We start from the raw sequence: 21,510 nt of genomic DNA, 5'->3' as shown, positions 1-21,510 counted from the left end.
AGCGCTCGCTATCGTTGGCCGGTGACAGGGGAATGACGGTGGTCTTCGTGGATGTTCTTGACCAGAAAATCGATGAAGGCACGGATACGCGCTGCCAGATGTTCGTGACCGGGATAAACGGCGTGAATGAGCTCGATATCTCCAGGGTTATAGGTTTCCAATATGGGCACCAACGTTCCGGCATCGATATCCGGCTGCACATGGAACTGACCGACGCGGGCGAGGCCGAGACCGGCGAGACAAAGGCTGCGTGCGGTCGGTCCGTTATTGGTTTCGAGGTTACCGAAGACGGGTCTTGAAAAGCGGCCGCCATTTTCAGGGTCGCGAAATGGCCATTCCTCTGATGCCATGCGGAAGCTGAAGGTCAGGCAGTTGTGATGGTCCAGGTCGCCGGGGCTTTCCGGTATGCCTTGCCGTTTCAGATAGGCAGGTGAGGCGACGATGACCCGGCGGCTTTCGAGCAGCTTGCGTGCCTTCAGCGAGGAATCGCGTAAGGCGCCCGAGCGAATGGCGATGTCTGCGCGCTCGCCGACGATATCGATGATGCCATCGCTGAGGGCGAGGTCGAGATCGACCTCAGGATAGAGTTTCAGGAAATCAGGAACCAGCGGGACGATGTAGCGAACGCCAAAGGCGACCGAAGTGCTGACGCGCAGGCGGCCGCGCGCCACGGTCGTGCCGCCGGCCGAGACGGCGCGTTCTGTCTCCTCGATGTCGGCGAGGATGCGGCGGGAGCGTTCAAGATAGATTTCGCCTTCCGGCGTCAGCTTCAGAGCGCGGGTGGTGCGCACGAGAAGACGCGTGCCGAGCCGATCTTCCAGCCGCGTGACGAGCTTGCTGACGGCAGAGGGCGAAAGCCTGAGCTTGCGGCCGGCCGCCGAAAAGCTCTGCAGCTCGGCCGCCTGTACGAAAACATCCATCTCGCCGATGCGGTTGTCCATCCGCTTCCTATCTTGAATTCAATTCACAACTGTTGAGCTATTATAGGCGATTATCGAACAGGTGCGCCACGCCCATATTCCGGCCCGAACAAGAACCAAACCATCGGGTCACTCTCATGCCACTTGCTCTCTTCGCGTTGACGATCGCGGCCTATGCGATCGGGACCACGGAATTCGTTATCGTCGGCTTGCTGCCGACCGTTGCCAACGACCTACACATCACCCTGCCGCTCGCCGGCCTCATCGTCAGCGTCTACGCGCTGGGTGTCACCTTCGGTGCGCCGATCCTGACGGCGCTGACCGGGCGGATCGAGCGCAAGCCGCTCATGCTTGGACTGATGGCGCTCTTTATTATCGGCCACATCATCGCGGCGCTCAGCCCCGGTTACGAAGTGCTGCTGATTGCCCGCGTCGTCTCGGCCTTCGCGCACGGGGTATTTTTCTCCGTCGGTTCCACGATCGCTGCCGATCTGGTACCCGAAAACCGCCGCGCATCTGCCATCGCGATGATGTTCATGGGCCTGACGGTTGCAATCGTCACCGGCGTTCCGCTGGGTACCTTCATCGGCCAGACCTTCGGCTGGCGCACCACCTTCGCTGCCGTTGCCGGCCTCGGTGTGATCGCTTTCGCAGGCATCGCCTTCCTGCTTCCCTCGAATCTCAAGAAGGCGCCGCCGGCCAGTATCGGTGAACAGATCCGCGTGCTTGCCACGGGACGGCTGTTGCTTGTCTATGCGATGACGGCACTGGGGTACGGCGGCACCTTTGTCGCCTTTACCTTCCTTGCGCCGATCCTTGAGCAGATCACCGGTTTTGCCTCTTCGGCCGTCGGCCTGATCCTGATGCTCTATGGCGTGGCGATTGCCATCGGCAACGTCGTCGGCGGGCGTATCTCCAACCGTGATCCGGTCAAGGCTCTGACCTTCCTGTTCATCGCCCAGGCACTCGTGCTGGTGCTCTTCGGCTTCACGGCGGTTTCGCCCTGGCTAACGATCCCAACGCTTGCGATCCTCGGCTTCCTGTCCTTTGCCAATGTGCCGGGCCTGCAGCTTTATGTCGTGCAGCTCGCACGCGGGCTCCGGCCGAATGCTGTCGATGTGGCCTCGGCGCTCAATATCGCCGCCTTCAACCTCGGCATCGCCATGGGCGCCTGGGTCGGTGGTCTGGTGGTCGAGTCTCGTTTCGGGCTGGGTGCGACGCCCTTCGTTGCGGCCGCGCTCGTCACCGTTGCCCTAGGCCTCACCATTCGGAGCGGCGCCCTCGACCGCCGCTCAATCCCGAATGCTGCCGCTGCCTGCAGCGCGGCCTGATCTCTCCTGCTTGAAAGGAAACAGCATGAAATTCGTCAGCGCCAACGGTGCCTCAATCCCCGCCCTCGGCTTTGGCACGTTCCGTGTGCCGGGGCCGGACGCCGAACGCATGGTCTCGCACGTGCTCGCCAATGGTTATCGCCACATCGACACTGCGCAGATCTACGGCAACGAGGCCGAGGTCGGCGAAGGTATTCGCCGCTCCGGCGTCGCCCGCGGCGATATCTTCCTGACCACCAAGGTCTGGGTCGAGAACTACAAGCGCGATGCCTTCCTTGCATCGGTCGACGAGAGCTTGAAGAAGTTGAAAACCGACTATGTCGACCTGCTGCTGCTTCACTGGCCGAACCAAACCGTACCGCTCGCCGAGCAGATCGGGACGCTGAATGAAGTGGCGAAGGCAGGCAAGGTCCGCCATATCGGCGTGTCGAACTTCAATACGGAGCTGATGCGCCAGGCCGTCAAGCTCAGCAGCCTGCCGGTCGTGACGAACCAGGTGGAGTATCATCCCTATATCGATCAAACGCCGGTGCTGCGTGCTGCAAAGCAGCTCGATATGTCGGTGACAGCCTATTACGCCATGGCTGATGGTAAGGTGTTCGAAGATGCGGTGCTCAAGGCGATTGCTGCTAAGCATGGCAGGTCGATAGCCCAGATCGTGCTCCGATGGATCGTTCAGCAGGATCTGATCGCGCTTTCCAAGACCGTCTCGGAACAACGCGCGCGGGAGAATGCGGCGATCTTCGATTTCGAACTCTCTTCGGAAGAGATGACGGCAATCCACGCGTTGGCGAAAGCCGCAGGCCGTATCGTCAGCCCGGAAGGGTTGGCGCCGGCCTGGGACAAGGCAGCTTGAGGAACGGGCCCTTCGGCGCGCGTTTCCCTATCGCCTACGGCTCAGGCAAGCTTGGCGATATCGGCAATCATTACCGGTTCGCCCGCGCAGCCGGTAGGCCCCGCGGTCCGTCAGCGGCGCTGGAGTGGGTAAGGCCCATCCTCGAAGATCTGGTCGTGATAGCCCTTTGCGCCGACGACCAGAGCGAGGGGGCTTCTCCATTCCTTGCCGTCGCGCAGGCAATCGAGCACGTGCCGAAAATCGTACTTCGGACGCCAGCCGAGTTCCTGCCGGGCCAGCGCATTGACGTAGACGCGGTCGAAGTGCGGAAACATGGTCCAGCCGCGCGCCGTGTAAAGTTCGGTCATGCCGGGGAAGATGCGCTCCACCGTCGCGAGCGCATCGCGGCGCAGGTCGGCAAGATCGGCTTCGGTGAAGGGTGCCGTTGCCGATACGATGTAGCGGCCGAAGCCGATGGACGGCGCTCGTTCCAGTGCCAGCAAATGAGCGTCGACTACATCCTCGATATCGACGCGCCGATAAAGCAGCTCGTTGGCCTGTGCATTTTCGGCGGAATAGCGGTTGCGGATATCGGGATCGTCGTCATTTTCCGGGAAGAATCGCGAAGTCCTCAGAATGACGACGGGCAGCGACATGGTGCGCGCGAAGAGTTCGCAGATGCCTTCGGCAGCGACCTTCGTAACGCCGTAGATGTTGCGGGCAACGGGCAGAACATCCTCTGTGACCCAGGCGGCCGGCTCGCCTGCGGCTGGGCGCAGGGCTGCTCCGAAAGCGCTGGTGGTGCTGGTGAAAACGAAGCGTGTTGCGCCAACGGCGACTGCCTGTTCGAGAAGGTTCATCGTGCCCGTGACGTTGGTATCGACGAAATCCTTGTTGGCGTGCGTTCCGACATGCGGCTTATGCAACGTGGCGGCGTGGATAATGGCAGTGATGCCTGTCATCGCGCGGCTGATGAAATCGGGATCGGTAATTGATCCGGTCATATCGGTAAAAGGCGAGGGTTTGATATCGATGCCGCGCACCTGACGGCCTTGATCCCTCAAGGTCCGCATCAGCGCTTCGCCCAGATGCCCGGCGCTTCCCGTCACCAGTATCGTCATTCTGCGTCTCCAGACAGTTGGTGACGGACGCTAACAAAGGCCGCTTCGACGGGGCAACGCATAATTTATGCAGCAGAATGCAGGAAATCTGCAGGCTCAGTCGAGTGTCGTAACGAGCCGTGCGGCGCTGCCGTCGGCCAGGAAGATGCGCTCCCAGAGCACACGCCCGGCAGCAATAGGCAGGTGCGGATTTCCGTTGGCGCCTGTCTCCAGTATCAGCGAATTCATTTGGCCCTCATGCCAGCCGAGGCCGACGAGTTCGCGCTCCGTCTTCACGATCTCCTGCGACGCATAGGGGAGAAGAAGCCGGTCCAGAAAATCGGAAATCGGCAGGCGCCATTCGCTCTGCCGTGCACCGGACGCGGCAAGAAGCCGGTGGGTGCGGTCGCAGATGAGATGAACCTTGCTCTGTGAATGTTCGACCAGCCGTTTCAATGCGGCATCGGCGGAGGATGATGGGGAAGCGAGGATGCTTTCCAGCCGCCTTGCCTGAGCAACGGTGACCGGCAGGATGCCCCGCTCCCAGCGGGAGACGGTCGCCTGGTTGACGGCGAGCAATTCCGCCAGATGCTCCTGCTTCATATTGCGCAACTGGCGCATGCGACGGATGGCAGATCCCGATATCGGCATGGTTCTTCCCCCTCTTCACCATAGAGCAGCAACGATTACCGGCGCAAGTTAGTGGGAAGGACTGTCGAGGTCGCTCTTCAGCCGGTCGAGAATGGACAATGCGTGGCCGGCATAGGCGCTGATCCAGCGATCGTGAATCTGCTTGATCGGCAGGCTGTTCAGATGGTTCCAGCGCTCGCGGCCTTCCTTCCTCGCAATCACTAGATCGGCCTCCTCTAGCACCTTCAGATGCTGCATGACAGTGCAGCGGTCCATCTCCGGGAATGCTTCGCAGAGCGCGCCTGTCGTGCGCGGCTCTTCCTTCAGAAGGTCGAGAATATCGCGGCGGCGGCGATGCGCCAGCGCCTTGAAAATGGGGTCGTCATCCGATTCGCTTGACATGTTATATTTTTATAACATAATTAGGGTCGGATACAACGGAGAAGAGGAGGAAGTCGCATGTCCCTCAATATTCGCGTCTCGGGCCGCATCGGCCGCCCGGTGGCTGATGTCTTCGATGCGGTCGTCAATCCAAAAAAGCTGTCGAGCTATTTCACCACGGTGGGCGGTGCCAGCGCGCCGCTGGTTGAGGGCACGACGGTGACCTGGTGGAAAGATGTGCCGGTCGAGGTGGTCGAGCTCGTGCCAGACAGCAAGATCGTGCTGCGTTGGGATGGCGCAACTGACGAGGGGAAGAAGCCTTACAAAACCCTCGTCGAGATGAATTTCAAATCGCTTGATGACGGTGGCACCATGGTGACCATCGCCGAGGATGGTTGGCGCGAGGATGAGCCGGGGCGCCGCGGAACCTACCAGAATCTCGAGGGCTGGACGCAGATGTTCTGCTGCATGAAGGCCTTCGTCGAATACGGCATCAACCTGCGTGAGGGCATGTTCCTCAGCGAGATGCGGGGTGAGCAGGCAAAAGCGCAGGAAGGGTGAGGGGAAGCGCCATGAACGACCTGATCTATGGCGGCATCGACGTCGCGATGAAGGTTCCGCCGCATCAGTATGAAGCCACCGTTTCCTTCTACCGCGACATCGTGAAGCTGAAAGAAATCGAAGGGGACGATATCTCCTTCGAGCTTGGGCCGATCCGGCTTTGGATCGACCGTGTCGAAACGATGAGCCAGGCCGAGCTCTGGCTGGAATTCATGACGCCGGATTTCGACCGGGCCGCGGAGTATCTGGAGAAGGCCGGCGTTCCGCGCTGCGATCCCATCGAGCCACTGCCACCCAATCTTCGCGGGAGGTGGATCCTCAACCCAGCTAGCATCGTACATCTAGTACGGGAGACAAGCCGCAACTAGGGCGATCCAGCCGAACCGGTGCCGAGTAGGCAGAAGATCATATAGCCGCCGATGAGGCGGCTATATGTCTTTTGGAGGTTGGCATTACGTCCTGAAGACGGCAGATTGCCAAATGCGGAAGGCATAGCCCTGCACAAGGTGCAATAAAAGCACTCGCCTTCATGACAGAGACTTTGCTTGCCTGTCACGATGCGGGTGTTAGTTTCCGGAATCATATCGATTAAATCCAGGAGATTTCAGATGCAGCTTGGCATGGTAGGTTTGGGCCGTATGGGCAATTACATGGTCCAGCGCTTGATGCGGGGAGGCCACGAATGTGTGGTCTATGACGCCAGGCCGGAAAGCGTCGCCGAGCTTGTCGGCCTCGGTGCCGACGGCAGTGGCTCGCTCGAAGAATTCGTCTCCAAGCTCGCCCGCCCGCGGGCCGTCTGGCTGATGCTGCCGGCTGCGATCACCGACAAGGTCATCGCCTCGATCGTTCCGCTGTTGCATGACGGCGATATCCTGATCGACGGCGGCAACTCCTATTATCATGACGACATCCGTCGTGGCGCAGAACTCATCACCAAGGGCATCCACTATGTCGACGTCGGCACCAGCGGCGGCGTTTTCGGCCTTGAACGCGGCTATTGCCTGATGATTGGCGGCGAGAAGGGTATCGTGCAGCATCTGTCGCCGATCTTCGCAACGCTGGCGCCGGGCAACGGCACTGCGGAAGCCTCGCCGAACCGCACAGCCGAGGCTGCGGCGCTGAGTACCGCCGAGCAGGGCTTCCTGCATTGCGGCCCGCATGGCGCCGGCCACTTCGTCAAGATGGTCCATAATGGCATCGAATACGGGCTCATGGCCGCCTATGCCGAAGGCCTCAATATTCTGAAGCATGCAAATATCGGCGCCCTGACGCATGAGGCCGATGCCGAGACGGCGCCGCTCTCTCATCCGGAATATTACCAGTACGATTTCAATCTGCCGGAAATTGCGGAAGTCTGGCGCCGTGGCAGCGTCATCACCTCGTGGCTACTCGACCTGACGGCCGATGCGCTGCACAAGGACCCGGTGCTTACGCAATATGCCGGGCGCGTTTCGGACTCCGGCGAAGGCCGCTGGACGATCATGGCCGCCATCGATGAAAGCGTGCCGACGCCGGTGCTCAGCGCCGCGCTTCACGGCCGTTTCTCCTCGCGCGACCAGGACGAATTCGCCAACAAGGTACTTTCGGCCATGCGCGCCGGCTTCGGTGGTCATGCCGAGAAGCCGCACAAATAAGCAAACACGCTGTCTTTATGTCAGCCGCCGGTCCGCGAGGTCCGGCGGCTTTCTTTTCGCCGCGATAGCTAGACCATTTGTCTGTCTGGCTTTTCCGCTGCAGCACTAGCATAAATGCCTGACGAGCAAACCGGAGGCGGGCATGGGGCAAATTTCTGCGATCGGCATCTGCAGCATCATGATGCTGCTTTCTCTTTTCGGCGCCGTTTCCGCGCAGACGACTCCGGCAACTTCCACCGACGTTGCGCCACCGCCTGCCCAGGTGCGGCAGATGATGGAGTTGATGCAAACGCCCGAAGTGAAGCAATGGATGGCGACGCAGATGGCGGCGCCCGCAGCCTCGACCGGCAATAACGAGGAAATGTCGATATTGTCCGACCGCCTCCAGCACGCCCGCCAGCACATCGCCATGGTCTCCGGTGCGGCGATGACACTGCCCTCCGAAGTAGCACGGGCGTCAGCGCTTTTTCTCGGCGAATTGCGCGCGGCTGGTCCGCTCCGCATGGTCGGGCAATTTCTCGCCGTCCTCGTCACCGGCTTCGTCGTCGAAATCCTGGTGCGAAGGATGGTACGTGAAAGGCGGGAGCGGGCAGCGCAGATGACGGTCACGCGCCTTGCCGCCCGGATCATTCCGGCCATCGTATTCGGCCTCGCGACGGGCCTTACGTTGATCAGCTTCAATTGGCCGCCGGTCAGCCTGAATATCGCGATTGCCATTGCCATCGCTGTCGTCGTGCAGCGTTTCGCCGTTTCCCTCGGCGGTGTCATCATCGATCTCGTCACCTTGCCGCGCGGCGAGGGAGAGACGGTTGCGGTCGATCCGGCCGTCGCACAATTCTGGTTCCGCCGCTGCACCTTGTTTGTCATCTATTTCGTCTTCGGCTGGGCCGTCCTGCAATCGATGCGACCGCTCGGCTATTCGATGGCCGCGCGGTATCTGATCGGCTATGTGCTCGGCGTCGGCCTCTTCTTGATTGCCACCGAGGCTGTCTGGTCACGGCCGGGGAACGAAACCCGGCGCAGTTATGCCATTACCTGGCTGCTGACGCTTTATTTCCTGCTGCTCTGGGGCATATGGGTGCTGAGCTTCAATTGGCTCCTTTGGGTGTGCATCTATCTCCTGCTGCTGCCGAGGGTGCTCGCCGTCTCGACGCTAGCGGTCAAATCCTTCCACTATGCAGAAGCGGGTTTTCTCGCCAAACGCCGCATCGCGACCGTGTTGCTCGACCGTGGCGTCCGGGCGCTGATCATCGCCTTTGCAGCGATCTGGCTTGGACGCATGCTCGGCGTCGAAACAACCACGATGATGATGTCGAACGAAACGATGATCAATCGGGTGGCACGCGGTATTGTCGGCGGTATCGTCATCCTGCTTGCGGCCGATCTGCTTTGGCATCTGGTCCGGGCTTACATCGACGGCAAGCTTCTGGATTCGCCCCTCGATGGCACGGTCAGCGACGAGGACAAGGTGAAGCGCGCCCGTCTGCAGACACTGCTGCCAATCTTCCGCAACGTCCTTGCAGTCGTCATCGTCGTGATCGCCGTCCTGATGGTACTTTCGGGCCTCGGCATCGAGATCGGGCCGTTGATCGCCGGCGCCGGCGTCGTCGGCGTCGCAGTCGGCTTCGGTGCGCAGACCATCGTCAAGGATGTCATCAGCGGCATGTTCTACCTGTGGGACGATGCCTTTCGTGTCGGCGAATATATCGAAAGCGGCAGCCACAAGGGCGTGGTCGAAGCCTTCAGCCTGCGTTCCGTCAAACTTCGCCATCACCGCGGGCCGCTGACGACGGTGCCTTTCGGGGAGCTTGGGGCGGTCAAGAACCTCAACCGCGATTGGACGATCGACAAGATCAGCCTGAACGTGACCTACGACACCGATCTCGTGAAAACGAAGAAGATCATCAAGCAGATCGGCCAGCAGCTTCTCGAAAACCCCGAATGGGGTCCGAACATCATCGAAACGCTGAAGATGAAGGGGGTTGAGCAGTTCGGCGAATTCGCAATCGAGATCCGCCTTTCGATGATGACCAAGCCCGGCGAGCAGTTCGTCATCCGCCGCAATGCGCTGGCGATGATCCGCAATGCCTTCAAGGAGAACGGTATCGAGTTCGCCGTTCCGACGGTGCAGGTCTCGGGCGAGCGCGAGATTGAGGCGAGCGTCGCTGCGGCGCGTTATGCGGCGCAGGCCCGTGCCGCGGGAGAGCCGACGACCTGATCCTCAACTGAATGGCAAAGCTTACGAAATCGCAATGCGATCAGGATCAGCACTGCGCAAATTTGCCCCAATTGAGGATGAAGGAGGCGGCAAGTGCGCGGGTGTGGTTAGCCGCAACATGGTTCATAGAGCCTGTATGTTGCTTATGTTACGTCTTTCAAAAGAGATTCCCGCCAGATGGCAATTACGGCAGGTAAGAGATGTCGGGTAACGACAAGTTGGAAGTTAATTCAGAGCCGGAAGAGGGCTTTTCCTTTGGCGCACTTTTCCGGCGCTACCGCACACCGCTGACGGCTCTCGCCACGCTCCTCATTTTCTGCCTCGTCGGCTATGCGATCATGCAGCTGACGGATGAGGTGCGCTATGACGACGTGGTCGAGGCACTGGCCGAAACGCGGCCGAGTTCGATCCTGATCGCACTGTTCTTCACGGCGCTGAGTTTCCTGGCGCTCGTCTTCTATGATCTCAACGCCATCGACTATATCGGCAAGCGTTTGCCCTTCCCGCATGTCGCCCTCACGGCCTTCAGCGCCTATGCTGTCGGCAATACAGCCGGTTTCGGCGCTCTCTCCGGTGGTGCGATCCGTTACCGTGCCTATACGCGGCTTGGAATTGCGCCCGAAGATATCGGCCGTATCATCGCTTTCGTGACACTTTCCTTCGGCCTCGGGCTGGCTGCCGTCGCAGCAATTGCGCTCCTCGTCATTGCCGACGAGATCGCCCCGCTGATCAGCGTCAGCAGCCTGTGGCTTCGCATCATCGCAGCAGCGATCCTGGCAATCCTCGGTTCCCTCATGGTCATCGGCCGCGAAGGCCGGGTGATCGAAATCGGGTCGATCGCGCTCCGCCTGCCGGATTCGCGTACGTGGTCGCGCCAGTTCCTGGTGACCGCATTCGATATCGCGGCTTCCGCCTCGGTGCTCTATGTGCTCTTGCCGCAGACGGCGATCGGCTGGCCGGTGTTTCTGGCAGTTTATGCGATTGCCGTCGGGCTTGGCGTGCTGAGCCATGTGCCGGCGGGCCTCGGTGTTTTCGAGACCGTCATCATCGCTTCGCTCGGCAGTGCGGTGAATATCGATGCCGTCCTCGGCTCACTGGTTCTTTACCGTCTGATCTATCACGTCTTGCCGCTGCTGATCGCCATCCTTGCGGTTTCGGTGACGGAGCTTCGCCGCTTCGTGGATCATCCGGCCGCCTCCAGCGTGCGGCGCATCGGCGGGCGGCTGATGCCGCAGCTGCTTTCGGCGCTGGCGCTGCTTCTCGGCGTCATGCTGATTTTTTCGAGCGTGACGCCGACGCCTGACCAGAATCTTGAATTCCTCTCCAACTATCTGCCGCTGCCGATCGTGGAAGGTGCCCACTTCCTCTCCAGCCTTCTTGGCCTTGCACTGGTCGTTGCGGCGCGGGGCCTTGGCCAGCGGCTTGACGGCGCCTGGTGGGTGGCGGTGTTTTCGGCGGTTGCTGCCTTGACGCTCTCGCTGCTGAAGGCGATCGCCCTTGTCGAAGCGGCTTTCCTCGCCTTTCTGGTTTTCGGCCTATTCGTCAGCCGCCGGCTTTTTACTCGCCATGCTTCGCTTCTCAACCAGGCGATGACGGCTTCCTGGCTGATGGCGATCGCTGTGATCATCGGAGGCGCGGTCGTCATCCTGCTCTTCGTCTATCGTGACGTCGAATACAGCAACGAGCTCTGGTGGCAGTTCGAGTTTGCCGCGGAAGCGCCGCGTGGCCTGCGTGCCGTGCTCGGCATCTCCATCATTTCCTCAGCCATTGCCATTTTCAGCCTGTTGCGGCCGGCGACTTTCAAACCGGAACCGGCAGATGAAGAGGCGGTGCGCCGTGCTGTGGAAATCGTCGAGAAACAGGATAGCGCAGACGCCAATCTGGTGCGCATGGGCGATAAGTCCATCATGTTTTCGGAAAAGGGCGACGCCTTCATCATGTATGGCCGGCAGGGCCGTTCGTGGATAGCGTTGTTTGATCCGATCGGCGATCGTCATGCTGTGCCGGAACTGGTCTGGCGCTTCGTGGAGGCAGCGCGCGCTGCAGGCTGCCGCGCTGTATTCTACCAGATATCGCCGGCGCTGCTTTCGCATTGCGCCGACGCCGGACTGCGCGCCTTCAAGCTCGGCGAACTAGCGGTGACCGATCTGCGCACTTTCGAGATGAAGGGCGGCAAATGGGCGAACTTGCGCCAGACCGCAAGCCGCGCCCAGCGCGACGGTCTGGAATTCAGCGTTGTCGAACCCGTCGATATTCCCGGGATCATTGACGATCTTTCGGCCGTTTCCAACGCCTGGCTCGAGCATCACAATGCCAAGGAGAAGGGCTTCTCGCTTGGCGCCTTCGATCCGGACTATGTAAAGTCGCAACCGGTCGGCATTCTCAAGAAGGACGGCCGGATCGTTGCCTTTGCCAATATCCTTGTCACCGCGGCGAAGGAGGAAGGGACGATCGACCTCATGCGCTTCTCGCCTGATGCGCCTAAGGGGTCTATGGACTTCCTGTTCGTGCAGATCATGGAATATCTGCGTGCCCAGGGCTTTACGCATTTCAACCTCGGCATGGCGCCCCTCTCCGGCATGTCGAAACGCGAGGTGGCGCCCGTTTGGGACCGTATCGGCGGTACCGTCTTCGAACACGGCGAGCGCTTCTACAACTTCAAGGGGCTTCGCGCCTTCAAATCCAAGTTTCATCCGCACTGGCAACCGCGCTATCTTGCGGTTTCAGGAGGGGGCAATCCGATGATCGCATTGATGGATGCGACATTTCTGATCGGGGGCGGATTGAAAGGGGTAGTGAGAAAATGATGAAAAAATATCTGTTTGCTGCTGCATGCGTCAGCATGCTCGCGGCCGCGCCGTCCCATGCCGCGGATGAAACCGCTGAGAGTTTCGAAACTGGCCTTATCCCTTCGCCGCACATCTTCCTGCCGCAGGGCGAGGTGAAGGGCGCAGTCTTCCTGATTTCCGATGCAGCCGGCTGGGGAGACAATGAAAAGACCGAAGCAGACCGTCTGGTTTCGCAGGGTTCTGTCGTCATCGGCGTCGATTTTCCGTCCTATATGGAAGCGCTGAACCGCTATGACGTCAGTCTCAACGATGGCTGCATCTACACGGTTTCCGATATTGAATCGCTCAGCCAGCAGGTACAGCGCGCCGCCGGCAACAGCCCCTATCACCTGCCGATCGTTGCCGGCATCGGCGAAGGCGGCGCGCTGGCGCTTGCCATTGCCGCACAGACACCCGATGCGACGATCGGCCAGACATTTGCCGTCGATCCGCGAGCCGGCATTCCGTTGAGCAAGGAGTTGTGCACACCGGCCACGAAGAAGGTGGTCGGGGACCGCAGCGTCTATGGGCTCACCGATGGTGCTCTGCCGGATCCTGTTATCGCCACCTTCACGCCCAATGCAGACAAGGATGGCCGTGCTCATGTCGAGGATCTCAAGAAGACGCATGACGCCATCGAAATCCGCGACTCCACCGACGATGCGCAGACTGCGTTTGCCGATACGCTCGACGATTTGGTGACGGCTTCTGGCGCCTTCGACAATCCGCTCGGCCTGCCACTTGCCGTTCTCGACGCCACCCCGAATCTGGACACGATGGCGGTGATCTATTCCGGCGACGGGGGCTGGCGCGATATCGACAAGGAAGTGGGCGGCAAGCTGCAGAAGGAAGGCATCCCCGTCGTCGGCATCGACTCGCTACGCTATTTCTGGACGGAGCGGAAGCCGCAGGAAACGGCTGACGATCTTTCCCGTATCATCGAATTCTACCGCAAGCAGTGGAAGGTGAAGCACGTCCTGCTGATCGGCTACTCTTTCGGCGCGGATATCCTGCCAGCCACCTATCAGCTTTTGAAGCCTGCGGAGAAGGCGACTGTTGCGCAGATTTCGCTCCTCTCGCTGTCGCACCAGGTCGATTATGTCATCTCCGTCATGGGCTGGCTCGGTCAGAAAACCGAGGGGGCGGGCGGCGATCCCGTCAAGGATCTCAAGGGTGCGGATCCCAAGCTTGTCCAGTGCATTTACGGCAAGGATGATGACGATGACGTGGCTTGTCCAGCCGTCAAGGATGTCGGCGGCGAGGTCATCGAACTGCCGGGCGACCATCACTTCGACGAAAATTACGATCTTCTGACGAAGACGATCGTCGACGGCTTGAAGGCGCGCCTCAAGGGCTAAAGAGGGGCGCGATCTTTCAGATTCGCTTGCCACGCCTTAGGCTCTTGTTTTCGCATGTCGCGCAGAGCCGTGGAGCACTTTGCGCGACATGCTTTAACGCATCAGCATCTGCTCACTCCAGCCGAGGGCGGCAACTTCGCCGCCTCGGAACCTTGCATCATCATTGACGATGAATTCGTCGAGTTGCGGCGGGGCGACGCTGCTGCCAGCCAGCATGGCATGGACCTGTCCGCGATGGTGCGTCTGATGTTGGAAGAGGTGGCTCAGCACATCCTCCACGCGTTCCCGCTGGATGCGGCCCTCGCGCTGAAGCTCCACGGTCGAGGCAAGCTTCTCGGGTGTCAGGCCTTCGCAGATTGCAACAAGACGCTGGTCGACCTTCGCCTGCTCTGCGGAGAGCGACGGGATATCGTCAAAAGGTTCTTCGACGTCGAAAGCGCGAAGGCCGAGCGTGCCGCCTTCCAGCCCATCGACATAGAACCAGTCGACCGTGAGAATGTGGTTCAGCGTCGATTTGATCGATGGGAAAAAACTTGTACGCGTAACCTCGAATTCACCGGGCTTGAGGGCTGCGCAGGCTGCAAGAAGCCGGTTGTTCGCCAGGGCATTGTTGTAGGCGAGCTTTCGAAACATGCGGCAGGGGTCGAAATTCGGCATCGCGTCTCCTCCTTAATGCATGTCCGTTTTTCTCCGAAACACGCACATGCATTGTCTCTTTGTTTTCAGGCAATCTTGGGCGCAGAACGCTTCACGCTTTGCGGGATTTACTCTAGGTCTTGTTATCGAGATCGCCGTCTCGCCACACGAGATGACGGGGTGAGGCGGGAAGGTTCTCGATCTCGGCTGCGATGAAATAGGGCGGAATATCGAGCGCAGTCAGGGCCTGGAATGTTGCAGGCACCCATTTGAATTCCAAATGGTTGTCGCCGTCCTCCACCCGATGAATGATCTCATGCGTGCGGAACGGAAATTCCTGGGGGATTTCCATGAAATAGTAGAGGCCGAGTTCGTGCCAGTCGCGTCCCTCGTAATGGAAGAAATTCTCGACGCTCCAGAGCAGGCGGCCGACGGTCACTTCGACGCCGATCTCCTCCATCATCTCCCGCTTCAACGTTTCCTCAGAGGTTTCGCCGATCTCCGCACGGCCGCCGGGAAAAGTCCAGAAAGGTTCGTGAACGGCGCGATGGACAAGCACGTGCCCATCACGAAAGCCGAGCCCGGCGATGCGATAGTTGAAGCGCTGGCGGCCTGCATTGAGGCGAACGACGGTTCTCTTGCGCATGATTTTATCCGAGATCGATGACTACGATCTCCGGCGGAACGCCGAAGCGCACGGGCGCGATGGAGCAGCCGAGCCCGCCGGAAACGATGATGTTTCGGCCGTTCTCTAGGATATGGCCATAGGCATAGCGATCGCCATAGCGCGAGGGCACCATCGGCGAATAGCCGAGAAGACGGATCTGTCCTCCATGCGTATGGCCGGACAGAGTGAGTGATACACGTTCGGGCACGCGCGGAAAAATATCAGGCTCGTGCGCGAGCAGGATGACGGGCAGGTCATCGGAAACCTGCGCGAGCGTTCCGTCGAGATCATCGAGACCCTGCATCCGGCTGCGGTCCCATTTCCTGCCCGGTAGAAGCGCCAACTGGTCTTCCAGACCCGCCAGCCAAAAGCCATATCCGTCCTTTTCCAAACGGACGGCGCGATTGCTGTAGACGGAAATACCGGCTTCCGCCAAAGCCCTATGTCCGAACGTATCGCCTCCGCCATTCATCTGCGCCGTTCTATCTTCCCACCAATCATGGTTGCCCATGATAGCATGGACTCCCAGCGGGGCTTTTAGCGTCGCCAGCGCCTTTGACCATTCACTGGAATGAACGTAACGCGTCACCATGTTCATGCCAGCCGCGTAGTCGCCGAGCAGGAGTGTGATATCACCTTCCAGCTCGTTGGCGCGGGCACAGATCGAAGCGATGCGGTCTTTGGACATCCAGGGTTCGCAGGCGTGGAAATCGGCCAGTGCGACAAGGCGCAGCTTCAGGCCGGGAGTCCACCCAGGCGGGGTCAGCCTGTAACGGGAAATTGCCAGCCGAGCCAGCGGTTCATAGGCGAAGGCATATCCGCCGAGTGCCATGAGGCCTGCAAAGCTGCCGCCCATGAGTTTGAGAAAGCCGCGCCGGCTGATCAATCAATCGTCCTCCCGGAACAGCCCGAATTGCGCAGCCTCCATATCCTTGGGCGGCTGCATGCCGAGATGTTTCCATGCGATTGCGGTCAGAACGCGGCCACGCGGCGTACGCTGTATGAAGCCCTGCTGGATCATGTAAGGCTCGATGATGTCCTCGATCGCGTCGCGCGGCTCGGAGAGGCCGGCGGCAATGGTTTCGATGCCGACCGGGCCGCCGCCGAAATTGACTGCGATCATGTTGAGGTAACGCTTGTCGAGCTGGTCGAGGCCGACATTGTCAACCAGCAGGCGGGTCAGCGCCTCATCGGCGATCTCGCGGGTGACGGCTTCGGCCCTTGCGACTTCGGCGAAGTCGCGCACGCGGCGCAGCAGGCGGCCGGCAATGCGCGGCGTGCCCCGAGCGCGCCGCGCGATCTCGCGGGCGCCGTCATCGGTCATGCCAAGGCCCATCAGGCGGGCGCCGCGGCGAACGATCAGCTCCAGTTCCTCTACCGTATAGAAGGAAAGGCGCACCGGAATGCCGAAACGGTCGCGCAACGGGGTCGTCAGCAGGCCGAGGCGGGTGGTCGCGGCAACGAGCGTGAATTTCGACAGATCGATCTTCACCGAGCGGGCGGCCGGGCCTTCGCCGATGATGAGGTCGAGCTGAAAATCTTCCATCGCCGGATAGAGGATTTCCTCGACTGCCGGATTGAGGCGATGGATTTCGTCGATGAAGAGAACGTCGCGCTCTTCGAGATTGGTGAGCAATGCGGCTAGGTCGCCGGCCTTCGCAATGACGGGGCCGGAAGTGGAACGGAAATTGACGCCGAGTTCCTTCGCCATGATCTGCGCCAGCGTCGTCTTGCCGAGGCCCGGCGGACCGACGAAGAGGACGTGATCCAGCGCCTCGCCCCGGTTCTTGGCTGCTTCGATGAAGATCTTGAGATTGGCACGCGCTTCCGCCTGGCCGGTGAACTCGTCCAGAGACTGTGGGCGCAGGGTGGTGTCCAGGTCTTCGCCGCGCTTTTCAGGCGTTATCAGGCGGGCATCCGTCATCAGGCATTTCCGTTCAAAGCTTGCTCAAGTCCATACACCAAGCGGCCGCCATTGACACCCTGGCGAAGCATCAACGTGAAAGCTCCCGCAGGCCGAGACGGATCAGCTTGGCGCTGTCTGCGTCCTCGCCGGCTGTCTTCATGGCAGCGGCAACCGCGTTGGCAGCCTGGTCTCGCGAATAGCCGAGATTGGTCAAGGCCGAGACGGCGTCAGCCACAGGGGCTGGAGCCACACCTTCGCCGATCTCCTGTTTGAGGCCGATATTAATCGCCTCGCCGGCAAAGGCAGGCGCCTTGTTCTTGAGTTCGGTGACGATACGGATCGCGACCTTGGGGCCGACGCCCTGGGCGCGCGAAACGGCGGTCTTGTCTTGGAGGGCGATCGCATTGGCAAGTTCGGGAGGTGTCAGGGTCGAAAGCACGGCGAGCGCCACTTTCGCGCCGACGCCCTGCACGCTTTGCAGCAGATTGAACCATTCGCGTTCGAGTTGGGTCTGGAAGCCGAAGAGCTTAAGCTGGTCCTCGCGCACATAGGTCTCGATGAAGAGCACGCAGGCTTCTCCGACGGAACCGAGCTTGGAGAGCGTGCGCGCGGAGCAATAGGCTACATAGCAGACGCCGTGCACATCTACGAGCACGTAGTCGTCGCCGATCTCGTCTATAGTGCCTTTCAGCTTGCCGATCATGATCTTGTTCCGTCAGGGATGAGTTTCAGGTGAAATGATATCGAGTGAGGGGAAATAGGAACGGTAGCGGGCCGCATCGCGAGTCAGCAGCCGATGGCGGTTCCAATCCGCATGGGCGCCGATGAAAAAGTCCGGCAGCGTTCGCTCGCGATTGCCACCATTCTTCCGGTATTTCGCATGGGCTATGCCGGCCCGATAGGCTGCTGAAAACGGCAATGGCTCTCGGGTCAGATTGAGTCTTCCCAACAAGCTCACTAGCGCCTCTTCACCGGGAGCCATACTTGCCAGTTCGGCCCAGACTACGGGTGTCAGAACGAACTGTGCCTGCTGGCGCAGCGAGATCAGCGTGCGGGAAGACCATTCCTTGAACGGGTTTTCCGGGCCGAAGACGTCGATAAAGATATTGGTGTCAACGAGAACCGAGATCGTCACGCGGTCCCCTCAACCATTCCATATATTCATCGGTCGTCATGCCGCCTGTGTCGAGAGTGCCGCTGACACTGTTGATCCAGCTTTCGAAATCCTCGTTCGAACGGTTGCCTTGGCCGGATACGACCACCAGGCGAGCGCCTTTCTCATCGGCAACGAAATCCACGTCCGAACCGGGAATGATTCCAAGCCTGTCGCGGATTTCCTTGGGGATGGTCACTTGGCCTTTTTCGGTCACGCGCATGGTAATACCTCTTAAGTAATACCTAGCGGTCGATACGGAACAAGTCAAGAACAAATCAGCTGGCGAGTGCCCGCCGCATCTTATTTCCTCCGCGATGATGAGCGTGACAAATGGCGATCGCCAAGGCGTCGGCGGCGTCGTTGCCTTTGAATTCCGCCTTTGGCATCAGGATCTTCAGCATCACATGGATCTGCTGCTTCTCGCCGTGACCGACACCGATGACGGTCTTCTTCACCGCGTTTGGTGCATATTCCGACACTGGAAGACCGGCGCGGGCGGGCACAAGCATGGCGATGCCGCGGGCCTGGCCGAGCTTGAGGGTTGCTACCGCATCCTTGTTGACAAAAGTCTGTTCGACGGCGGCCTCGTTCGGCTTGTAGGAATGGACCACATCGGCAAGGCCGTCATGCAGCTGGCAGAGGCGGGAAGCGAGGTCCATGTCACCATCCGAGGTAACAGTTCCCGAGGCAACGAAGCGCAGCGAATTGCCGAGCGTATCGATGATGCCCCATCCGGTGCGGCGAAGGCCGGGATCGATACCGATGATGCGAATCGTGTTTTGCATGGCTCACCTTATAGAGATGACGAAATAAGTGCCACTGATGTGTGAACAAAGCGAAAACATTCGCTGTTTTTGCGGCGTCGTGTTTACCGCGAATTAAACCGGATGCCTGAATTCTAGTCCGTCAAATGTGAGAGGGGCCAGCTTTCGCAAAGCTTAAGGCTTCTGATGGTCTGTTTGCATTTCAACCGGCGGGTGATGTCTCCGTGCTTCCACTCGCCGGCGCCGCCGTTCCGGAAGGGTTCGTTTTTCATGACTCAGAGATTTCAGTCCCTGTCCTTCAAGGTGATAGCCACCTTCATCCTGCTGACCACGCTTTCGGTCGCGGTGATCAATATCCTCGCCTATTTCGCCAGCAGCCGCATTTCCGACGAGCAGGCGCTGAAGGCCAAGGAGAGCGTCTTGATCTTCCGCGGCGACATGCTGCAGGATCAGCTTGTGCAGCTTGAAAATCAAGCGACCTCGATTGCGCGTATCGAAGCGCTGCAGATGGCGATCACCAGCCTGAAGAGCGGCTGGAAGACGATCGAGAAAAGCTCCGGCGATGCACGTGGGGAGCTGAAGAAGGTCTTCATCACGAACAATCCGAACCCTGCCGACCAGCGCGAGAAGCTCGCAAAGCCGGAGGGGCCGAGCGGTTTCTATTATTCGAGCCACGAGAAGACGCAGGGCGAAGTGGCTCGCGACCTCGCCGACACGGCCTTCAGCGACCTCCTGATGGTCGATCTCGATGGCACCGTGCTCTATTCCTACAAGAAGAATGACGATTTCGCCGAGAACCTGAAATCGGACGCCTGGAAGTCGACCGGCGCGGGCATCGCCTATGTCAAGGCGATCGAGAATACCGCCAAGGCGACCGACGATTCCGCGCCGACGGCCTTTTCCGGCCTGCGTGTCGATAGTGGAAGCGGCAAGTCGGCGATCTTCTATGCCGTGCCGATCGTCAAGCTCGGCCAGGCGAAGGGGCTGATGCTGTTCAAGGTGCGCGACGATGTCGTCACCAGCATTCTCGCAAAGGGTATTGTGTCCGGCAGCACGGCAAAGGCGGCCATCATTTCTGCTGATGGTTCGGCCGTTGGTCTCAATGCATCCGGCCAGCTTGCGACACTTGATACTGCGCCGTTCACCTTTATCAAGGATGCGCTTGCAAGTTCGGCAATGACGGTTGCGGATTTCGATCGCGCCGATGGAACAGCACGCGCCTATGTGCGCGGCATTGATTATCGCGGCGACCGTTTCCTCGTCGTTGAAAGCGTGTTGCTCAGCGAATTGAATGCCGGTTCCATCGAGATCGCGACGCTGTTGACCTCGATTGGCGTCGGCGTACTCGTTATCATGGCTATTGCGACTGGGCTGATCACCAACTTCCTGTTCTCACCGCTTGCCCGTCTTGCAGGCGTGACCAGCGAAGTCGCTGACGGCAAGCTCGAAGTCGAGATTGGCAGCCAGAACCGCAAGGATGAGATCGGCACGATGGCGAAGGCGCTTGCTCGTTTCAAGCAGTCGCTGATCGAAGGCCGCCAGCTCGAAGCTGCGAGCGAGCAAACGCGCATGCGGGCTGAAAGCGAGCGTCAGCAGAATCTGGCCCAGCGCGAGGCGGAGGCCCGCAGCCTGCAGGATGTGGTCACGGCACTTGACGAGGGGCTTCATCGTCTGGCGAGCGGCGATCTGGCCTACCAGATCGTAACACGCTTCCCGAGCGAACTCGAAAGTCTGCGCGTGAACTTCAATGAGGCGCTGGCAACGCTCAACGAGACGATGACCGCGATCGGCGGCAACTCCATGGCCGTGCGTTCAGGCTCCGAGGAGATGCGTACCGGCGCGGACGAACTGGCCGGCCGCACCGAGCGCCAGGCAAGCTCGATCACCGAGACGGCCAGCGCGATCAGCGCCATCACCCAGTCGGTACGCGTACAGATCGAACGCGCCGAGCAGGCCGCGCGCATCGCCCGCGACGCCAAGAAGGAGACGGTCGGCTCCAGTCAAATCATGCGCGAGACGATTGCAGCGATGGAAGCGATCCAGGCGTCGTCGCGGCAGATCAACACTATTATTTCCGTCATTGACGATATCGCCTTCCAGACCAATCTGCTGGCCCTGAATGCCGGCGTCGAAGCGGCACGCGCGGGCGAAAGCGGCAAGGGTTTTGCAGTCGTCGCCATGGAAGTACGTGAATTGGCGCAACGCTCTTCGAGCGCTGCCAAGGAAATCTCCAGTCTGTTGCAGAAATCCACGCATGAGGTTGAAAGCGGCGTTGCGCTTGTTGAAAGGGCAGGCGTTGCGCTCGCTGGCATCGGTGGTCATGTCGAAGCCATCGATGGCCAGATCAACGAGATCATGGAATCCACCCGGGAAGAGGCCGACACCCTGCGGCAGATCAATAGCGCGGTCGCCGAGCTCGATTCCATGACACAGCAGAATGCGGCGATGGTCGAGGAGACGACAGCTGCCATTCACCGTCTGGCAACCGAGGCCGTAGAGATGGACCGCCAGCTCGGCAATTTTACGCTTGCCGAAGGTCAGCAGTATAGCGCCGACGTGCATCTGCTGCGCAAGCGAGCCTGATC

21 protein-coding genes are annotated in these 21,510 nt (G+C 60.0%); 9 read left to right on the top strand and 12 right to left on the bottom strand.

The genetic code is table 11. The features are described 5' to 3' along the window. Positions 1–8 precede the first annotated feature (8 nt). Positions 9–941: a LysR family transcriptional regulator gene (locus tag JNB85_RS15590; protein ID WP_220335251.1), complete on the bottom strand. Its 933-nt coding sequence runs from the start codon at positions 939–941 to the stop codon at positions 9–11. A 116-nt stretch (positions 942–1,057) separates the two neighbouring features. On the opposite strand from JNB85_RS15590, the gene JNB85_RS15585 reads away from it, so the two are divergent. Together JNB85_RS15585 and JNB85_RS15580 are read left to right on the top strand one after the other, a co-directional pair. Next, on the top strand, positions 1,058–2,251 hold the full coding sequence (locus JNB85_RS15585; protein WP_220335250.1) for an MFS transporter: 1,194 nt from the start codon (positions 1,058–1,060) through the stop codon (positions 2,249–2,251). 25 nt (positions 2,252–2,276) lie between these two features. Next, entirely contained in the window at positions 2,277–3,107 is an 831-nt protein-coding gene (locus tag JNB85_RS15580) for an aldo/keto reductase (RefSeq protein WP_220335249.1), read from the top strand. A gap of 110 nt (positions 3,108–3,217) precedes the next feature. Here the strand turns inward: JNB85_RS15580 and JNB85_RS15575 are convergent, their stop codons facing one another. The 3 genes from JNB85_RS15575 to JNB85_RS15565 all read right to left on the bottom strand — a co-directional run bounded on the left by JNB85_RS15575 (position 3,218) and on the right by JNB85_RS15565 (position 5,218). Then, positions 3,218–4,207: an NAD-dependent epimerase/dehydratase family protein gene (locus tag JNB85_RS15575; protein WP_220335248.1), complete on the bottom strand. Its 990-nt coding sequence runs from the start codon at positions 4,205–4,207 to the stop codon at positions 3,218–3,220. A 96-nt stretch (positions 4,208–4,303) separates the two neighbouring features. Further along, positions 4,304–4,837: a helix-turn-helix domain-containing protein gene (locus JNB85_RS15570; RefSeq protein ID WP_220335247.1), complete on the bottom strand. Its 534-nt coding sequence runs from the start codon at positions 4,835–4,837 to the stop codon at positions 4,304–4,306. A 48-nt stretch (positions 4,838–4,885) separates the two neighbouring features. Beyond that, complete coding sequence (locus tag JNB85_RS15565) at positions 4,886–5,218, bottom strand: ArsR/SmtB family transcription factor (RefSeq protein ID WP_220335246.1); 333 nt, start codon at positions 5,216–5,218, stop codon at positions 4,886–4,888. A 57-nt stretch (positions 5,219–5,275) separates the two neighbouring features. On the opposite strand from JNB85_RS15565, the gene JNB85_RS15560 reads away from it, so the two are divergent. The 6 genes from JNB85_RS15560 to JNB85_RS15535 all read left to right on the top strand — a co-directional run bounded on the left by JNB85_RS15560 (position 5,276) and on the right by JNB85_RS15535 (position 13,796). After that, entirely contained in the window at positions 5,276–5,758 is a 483-nt protein-coding gene (locus JNB85_RS15560; RefSeq protein ID WP_220335245.1) for an SRPBCC domain-containing protein, read from the top strand. Positions 5,759–5,769: 11 nt separating this feature from the next. Beyond that, positions 5,770–6,126 carry a VOC family protein gene (locus tag JNB85_RS15555; protein WP_220335244.1) on the top strand — a complete coding sequence of 119 codons (357 nt, stop codon included), beginning with the start codon at positions 5,770–5,772 and terminating at the stop codon, positions 6,124–6,126. 240 nt (positions 6,127–6,366) lie between these two features. Beyond that, a complete protein-coding gene (gnd, locus tag JNB85_RS15550; RefSeq protein WP_220335243.1) occupies positions 6,367–7,392 on the top strand; it encodes a phosphogluconate dehydrogenase (NAD(+)-dependent, decarboxylating) in 1,026 nt (341 codons plus the stop codon). A gap of 142 nt (positions 7,393–7,534) precedes the next feature. Beyond that, positions 7,535–9,610, top strand: a complete 2,076-nt coding sequence (locus JNB85_RS15545) for a mechanosensitive ion channel family protein (RefSeq protein WP_220335242.1) — start codon at positions 7,535–7,537, stop codon at positions 9,608–9,610. Between the two features lie 200 nt (positions 9,611–9,810). After that, complete coding sequence (mprF, locus tag JNB85_RS15540) at positions 9,811–12,417, top strand: bifunctional lysylphosphatidylglycerol flippase/synthetase MprF (RefSeq protein WP_220335241.1); 2,607 nt, start codon at positions 9,811–9,813, stop codon at positions 12,415–12,417. Next, positions 12,414–13,796, top strand: coding sequence for a virulence factor family protein (locus tag JNB85_RS15535; protein WP_220335240.1), 1,383 nt, complete (start codon positions 12,414–12,416; stop codon positions 13,794–13,796). The genes mprF and JNB85_RS15535 overlap by 4 nt, the downstream gene beginning before the upstream one ends. Positions 13,797–13,889: 93 nt before the next feature. Here JNB85_RS15535 and JNB85_RS15530 read toward each other — a convergent pair whose 3' ends face one another. The 8 genes from JNB85_RS15530 to ruvC all read right to left on the bottom strand — a co-directional run bounded on the left by JNB85_RS15530 (position 13,890) and on the right by ruvC (position 18,946). Then, positions 13,890–14,453, bottom strand: coding sequence for a DinB family protein (locus JNB85_RS15530; RefSeq protein ID WP_220335239.1), 564 nt, complete (start codon positions 14,451–14,453; stop codon positions 13,890–13,892). Between the two features lie 112 nt (positions 14,454–14,565). Continuing rightward, positions 14,566–15,078 carry an NUDIX hydrolase gene (locus JNB85_RS15525; RefSeq protein ID WP_220335238.1) on the bottom strand — a complete coding sequence of 171 codons (513 nt, stop codon included), beginning with the start codon at positions 15,076–15,078 and terminating at the stop codon, positions 14,566–14,568. A 4-nt stretch (positions 15,079–15,082) separates the two neighbouring features. Further along, positions 15,083–15,985: a metallophosphoesterase gene (locus JNB85_RS15520; protein WP_220335237.1), complete on the bottom strand. Its 903-nt coding sequence runs from the start codon at positions 15,983–15,985 to the stop codon at positions 15,083–15,085. Continuing rightward, positions 15,986–17,026 carry a Holliday junction branch migration DNA helicase RuvB gene (gene ruvB, locus JNB85_RS15515; protein WP_220335496.1) on the bottom strand — a complete coding sequence of 347 codons (1,041 nt, stop codon included), beginning with the start codon at positions 17,024–17,026 and terminating at the stop codon, positions 15,986–15,988. Positions 17,027–17,093: 67 nt separating this feature from the next. Next, complete coding sequence (ruvA, locus tag JNB85_RS15510; protein WP_220335236.1) at positions 17,094–17,708, bottom strand: Holliday junction branch migration protein RuvA; 615 nt, start codon at positions 17,706–17,708, stop codon at positions 17,094–17,096. Positions 17,709–17,720: 12 nt separating this feature from the next. Then, complete coding sequence (locus JNB85_RS15505) at positions 17,721–18,140, bottom strand: type II toxin-antitoxin system VapC family toxin (RefSeq protein WP_220335235.1); 420 nt, start codon at positions 18,138–18,140, stop codon at positions 17,721–17,723. After that, entirely contained in the window at positions 18,118–18,381 is a 264-nt protein-coding gene (locus JNB85_RS15500) for an AbrB/MazE/SpoVT family DNA-binding domain-containing protein (RefSeq protein ID WP_220335234.1), read from the bottom strand. Before JNB85_RS15500 ends, JNB85_RS15505 begins: the two co-directional genes overlap by 23 nt. Before the next feature lie 55 nt (positions 18,382–18,436). Next, positions 18,437–18,946 (bottom strand): crossover junction endodeoxyribonuclease RuvC, encoded by a 510-nt coding sequence (gene ruvC, locus JNB85_RS15495; RefSeq protein ID WP_220335233.1) that lies wholly within the window; start codon positions 18,944–18,946, stop codon positions 18,437–18,439. 249 nt (positions 18,947–19,195) lie between these two features. On the opposite strand from ruvC, the gene JNB85_RS15490 reads away from it, so the two are divergent. Then, entirely contained in the window at positions 19,196–21,508 is a 2,313-nt protein-coding gene (locus JNB85_RS15490) for a methyl-accepting chemotaxis protein (RefSeq protein WP_220335232.1), read from the top strand. Positions 21,509–21,510: the final 2 nt, after the last annotated feature.

The organism is Rhizobium mesosinicum (genome assembly GCF_019511345.1).
In the GTDB taxonomy this organism is placed as follows: domain Bacteria; phylum Pseudomonadota; class Alphaproteobacteria; order Rhizobiales; family Rhizobiaceae; genus Rhizobium; species Rhizobium mesosinicum.
The sequence above is the reverse complement of the archived record's forward strand: the minus strand, read 5'-3'. Positions and strand labels throughout refer to the sequence as shown.

Coding starts and splice junctions, on each gene's coding strand:
- JNB85_RS15590 (WP_220335251.1), bottom strand. CDS start 941: ATGGACAACCGCATCGGCGAGATGGATGTTTTCGTACAGGCGGCCGAG.
- JNB85_RS15585 (WP_220335250.1), top strand. CDS start 1,058: ATGCCACTTGCTCTCTTCGCGTTGACGATCGCGGCCTATGCGATCGGG.
- JNB85_RS15580 (WP_220335249.1), top strand. CDS start 2,277: ATGAAATTCGTCAGCGCCAACGGTGCCTCAATCCCCGCCCTCGGCTTT.
- JNB85_RS15575 (WP_220335248.1), bottom strand. CDS start 4,207: ATGACGATACTGGTGACGGGAAGCGCCGGGCATCTGGGCGAAGCGCTG.
- JNB85_RS15570 (WP_220335247.1), bottom strand. CDS start 4,837: ATGCCGATATCGGGATCTGCCATCCGTCGCATGCGCCAGTTGCGCAAT.
- JNB85_RS15565 (WP_220335246.1), bottom strand. CDS start 5,218: ATGTCAAGCGAATCGGATGACGACCCCATTTTCAAGGCGCTGGCGCAT.
- JNB85_RS15560 (WP_220335245.1), top strand. CDS start 5,276: ATGTCCCTCAATATTCGCGTCTCGGGCCGCATCGGCCGCCCGGTGGCT.
- JNB85_RS15555 (WP_220335244.1), top strand. CDS start 5,770: ATGAACGACCTGATCTATGGCGGCATCGACGTCGCGATGAAGGTTCCG.
- gnd (WP_220335243.1), top strand. CDS start 6,367: ATGCAGCTTGGCATGGTAGGTTTGGGCCGTATGGGCAATTACATGGTC.
- JNB85_RS15545 (WP_220335242.1), top strand. CDS start 7,535: ATGGGGCAAATTTCTGCGATCGGCATCTGCAGCATCATGATGCTGCTT.
- mprF (WP_220335241.1), top strand. CDS start 9,811: ATGTCGGGTAACGACAAGTTGGAAGTTAATTCAGAGCCGGAAGAGGGC.
- JNB85_RS15535 (WP_220335240.1), top strand. CDS start 12,414: ATGATGAAAAAATATCTGTTTGCTGCTGCATGCGTCAGCATGCTCGCG.
- JNB85_RS15530 (WP_220335239.1), bottom strand. CDS start 14,453: ATGCCGAATTTCGACCCCTGCCGCATGTTTCGAAAGCTCGCCTACAAC.
- JNB85_RS15525 (WP_220335238.1), bottom strand. CDS start 15,078: ATGCGCAAGAGAACCGTCGTTCGCCTCAATGCAGGCCGCCAGCGCTTC.
- ruvA (WP_220335236.1), bottom strand. CDS start 17,708: ATGATCGGCAAGCTGAAAGGCACTATAGACGAGATCGGCGACGACTAC.
- JNB85_RS15500 (WP_220335234.1), bottom strand. CDS start 18,381: ATGCGCGTGACCGAAAAAGGCCAAGTGACCATCCCCAAGGAAATCCGC.
- ruvC (WP_220335233.1), bottom strand. CDS start 18,946: ATGCAAAACACGATTCGCATCATCGGTATCGATCCCGGCCTTCGCCGC.
- JNB85_RS15490 (WP_220335232.1), top strand. CDS start 19,196: ATGACTCAGAGATTTCAGTCCCTGTCCTTCAAGGTGATAGCCACCTTC.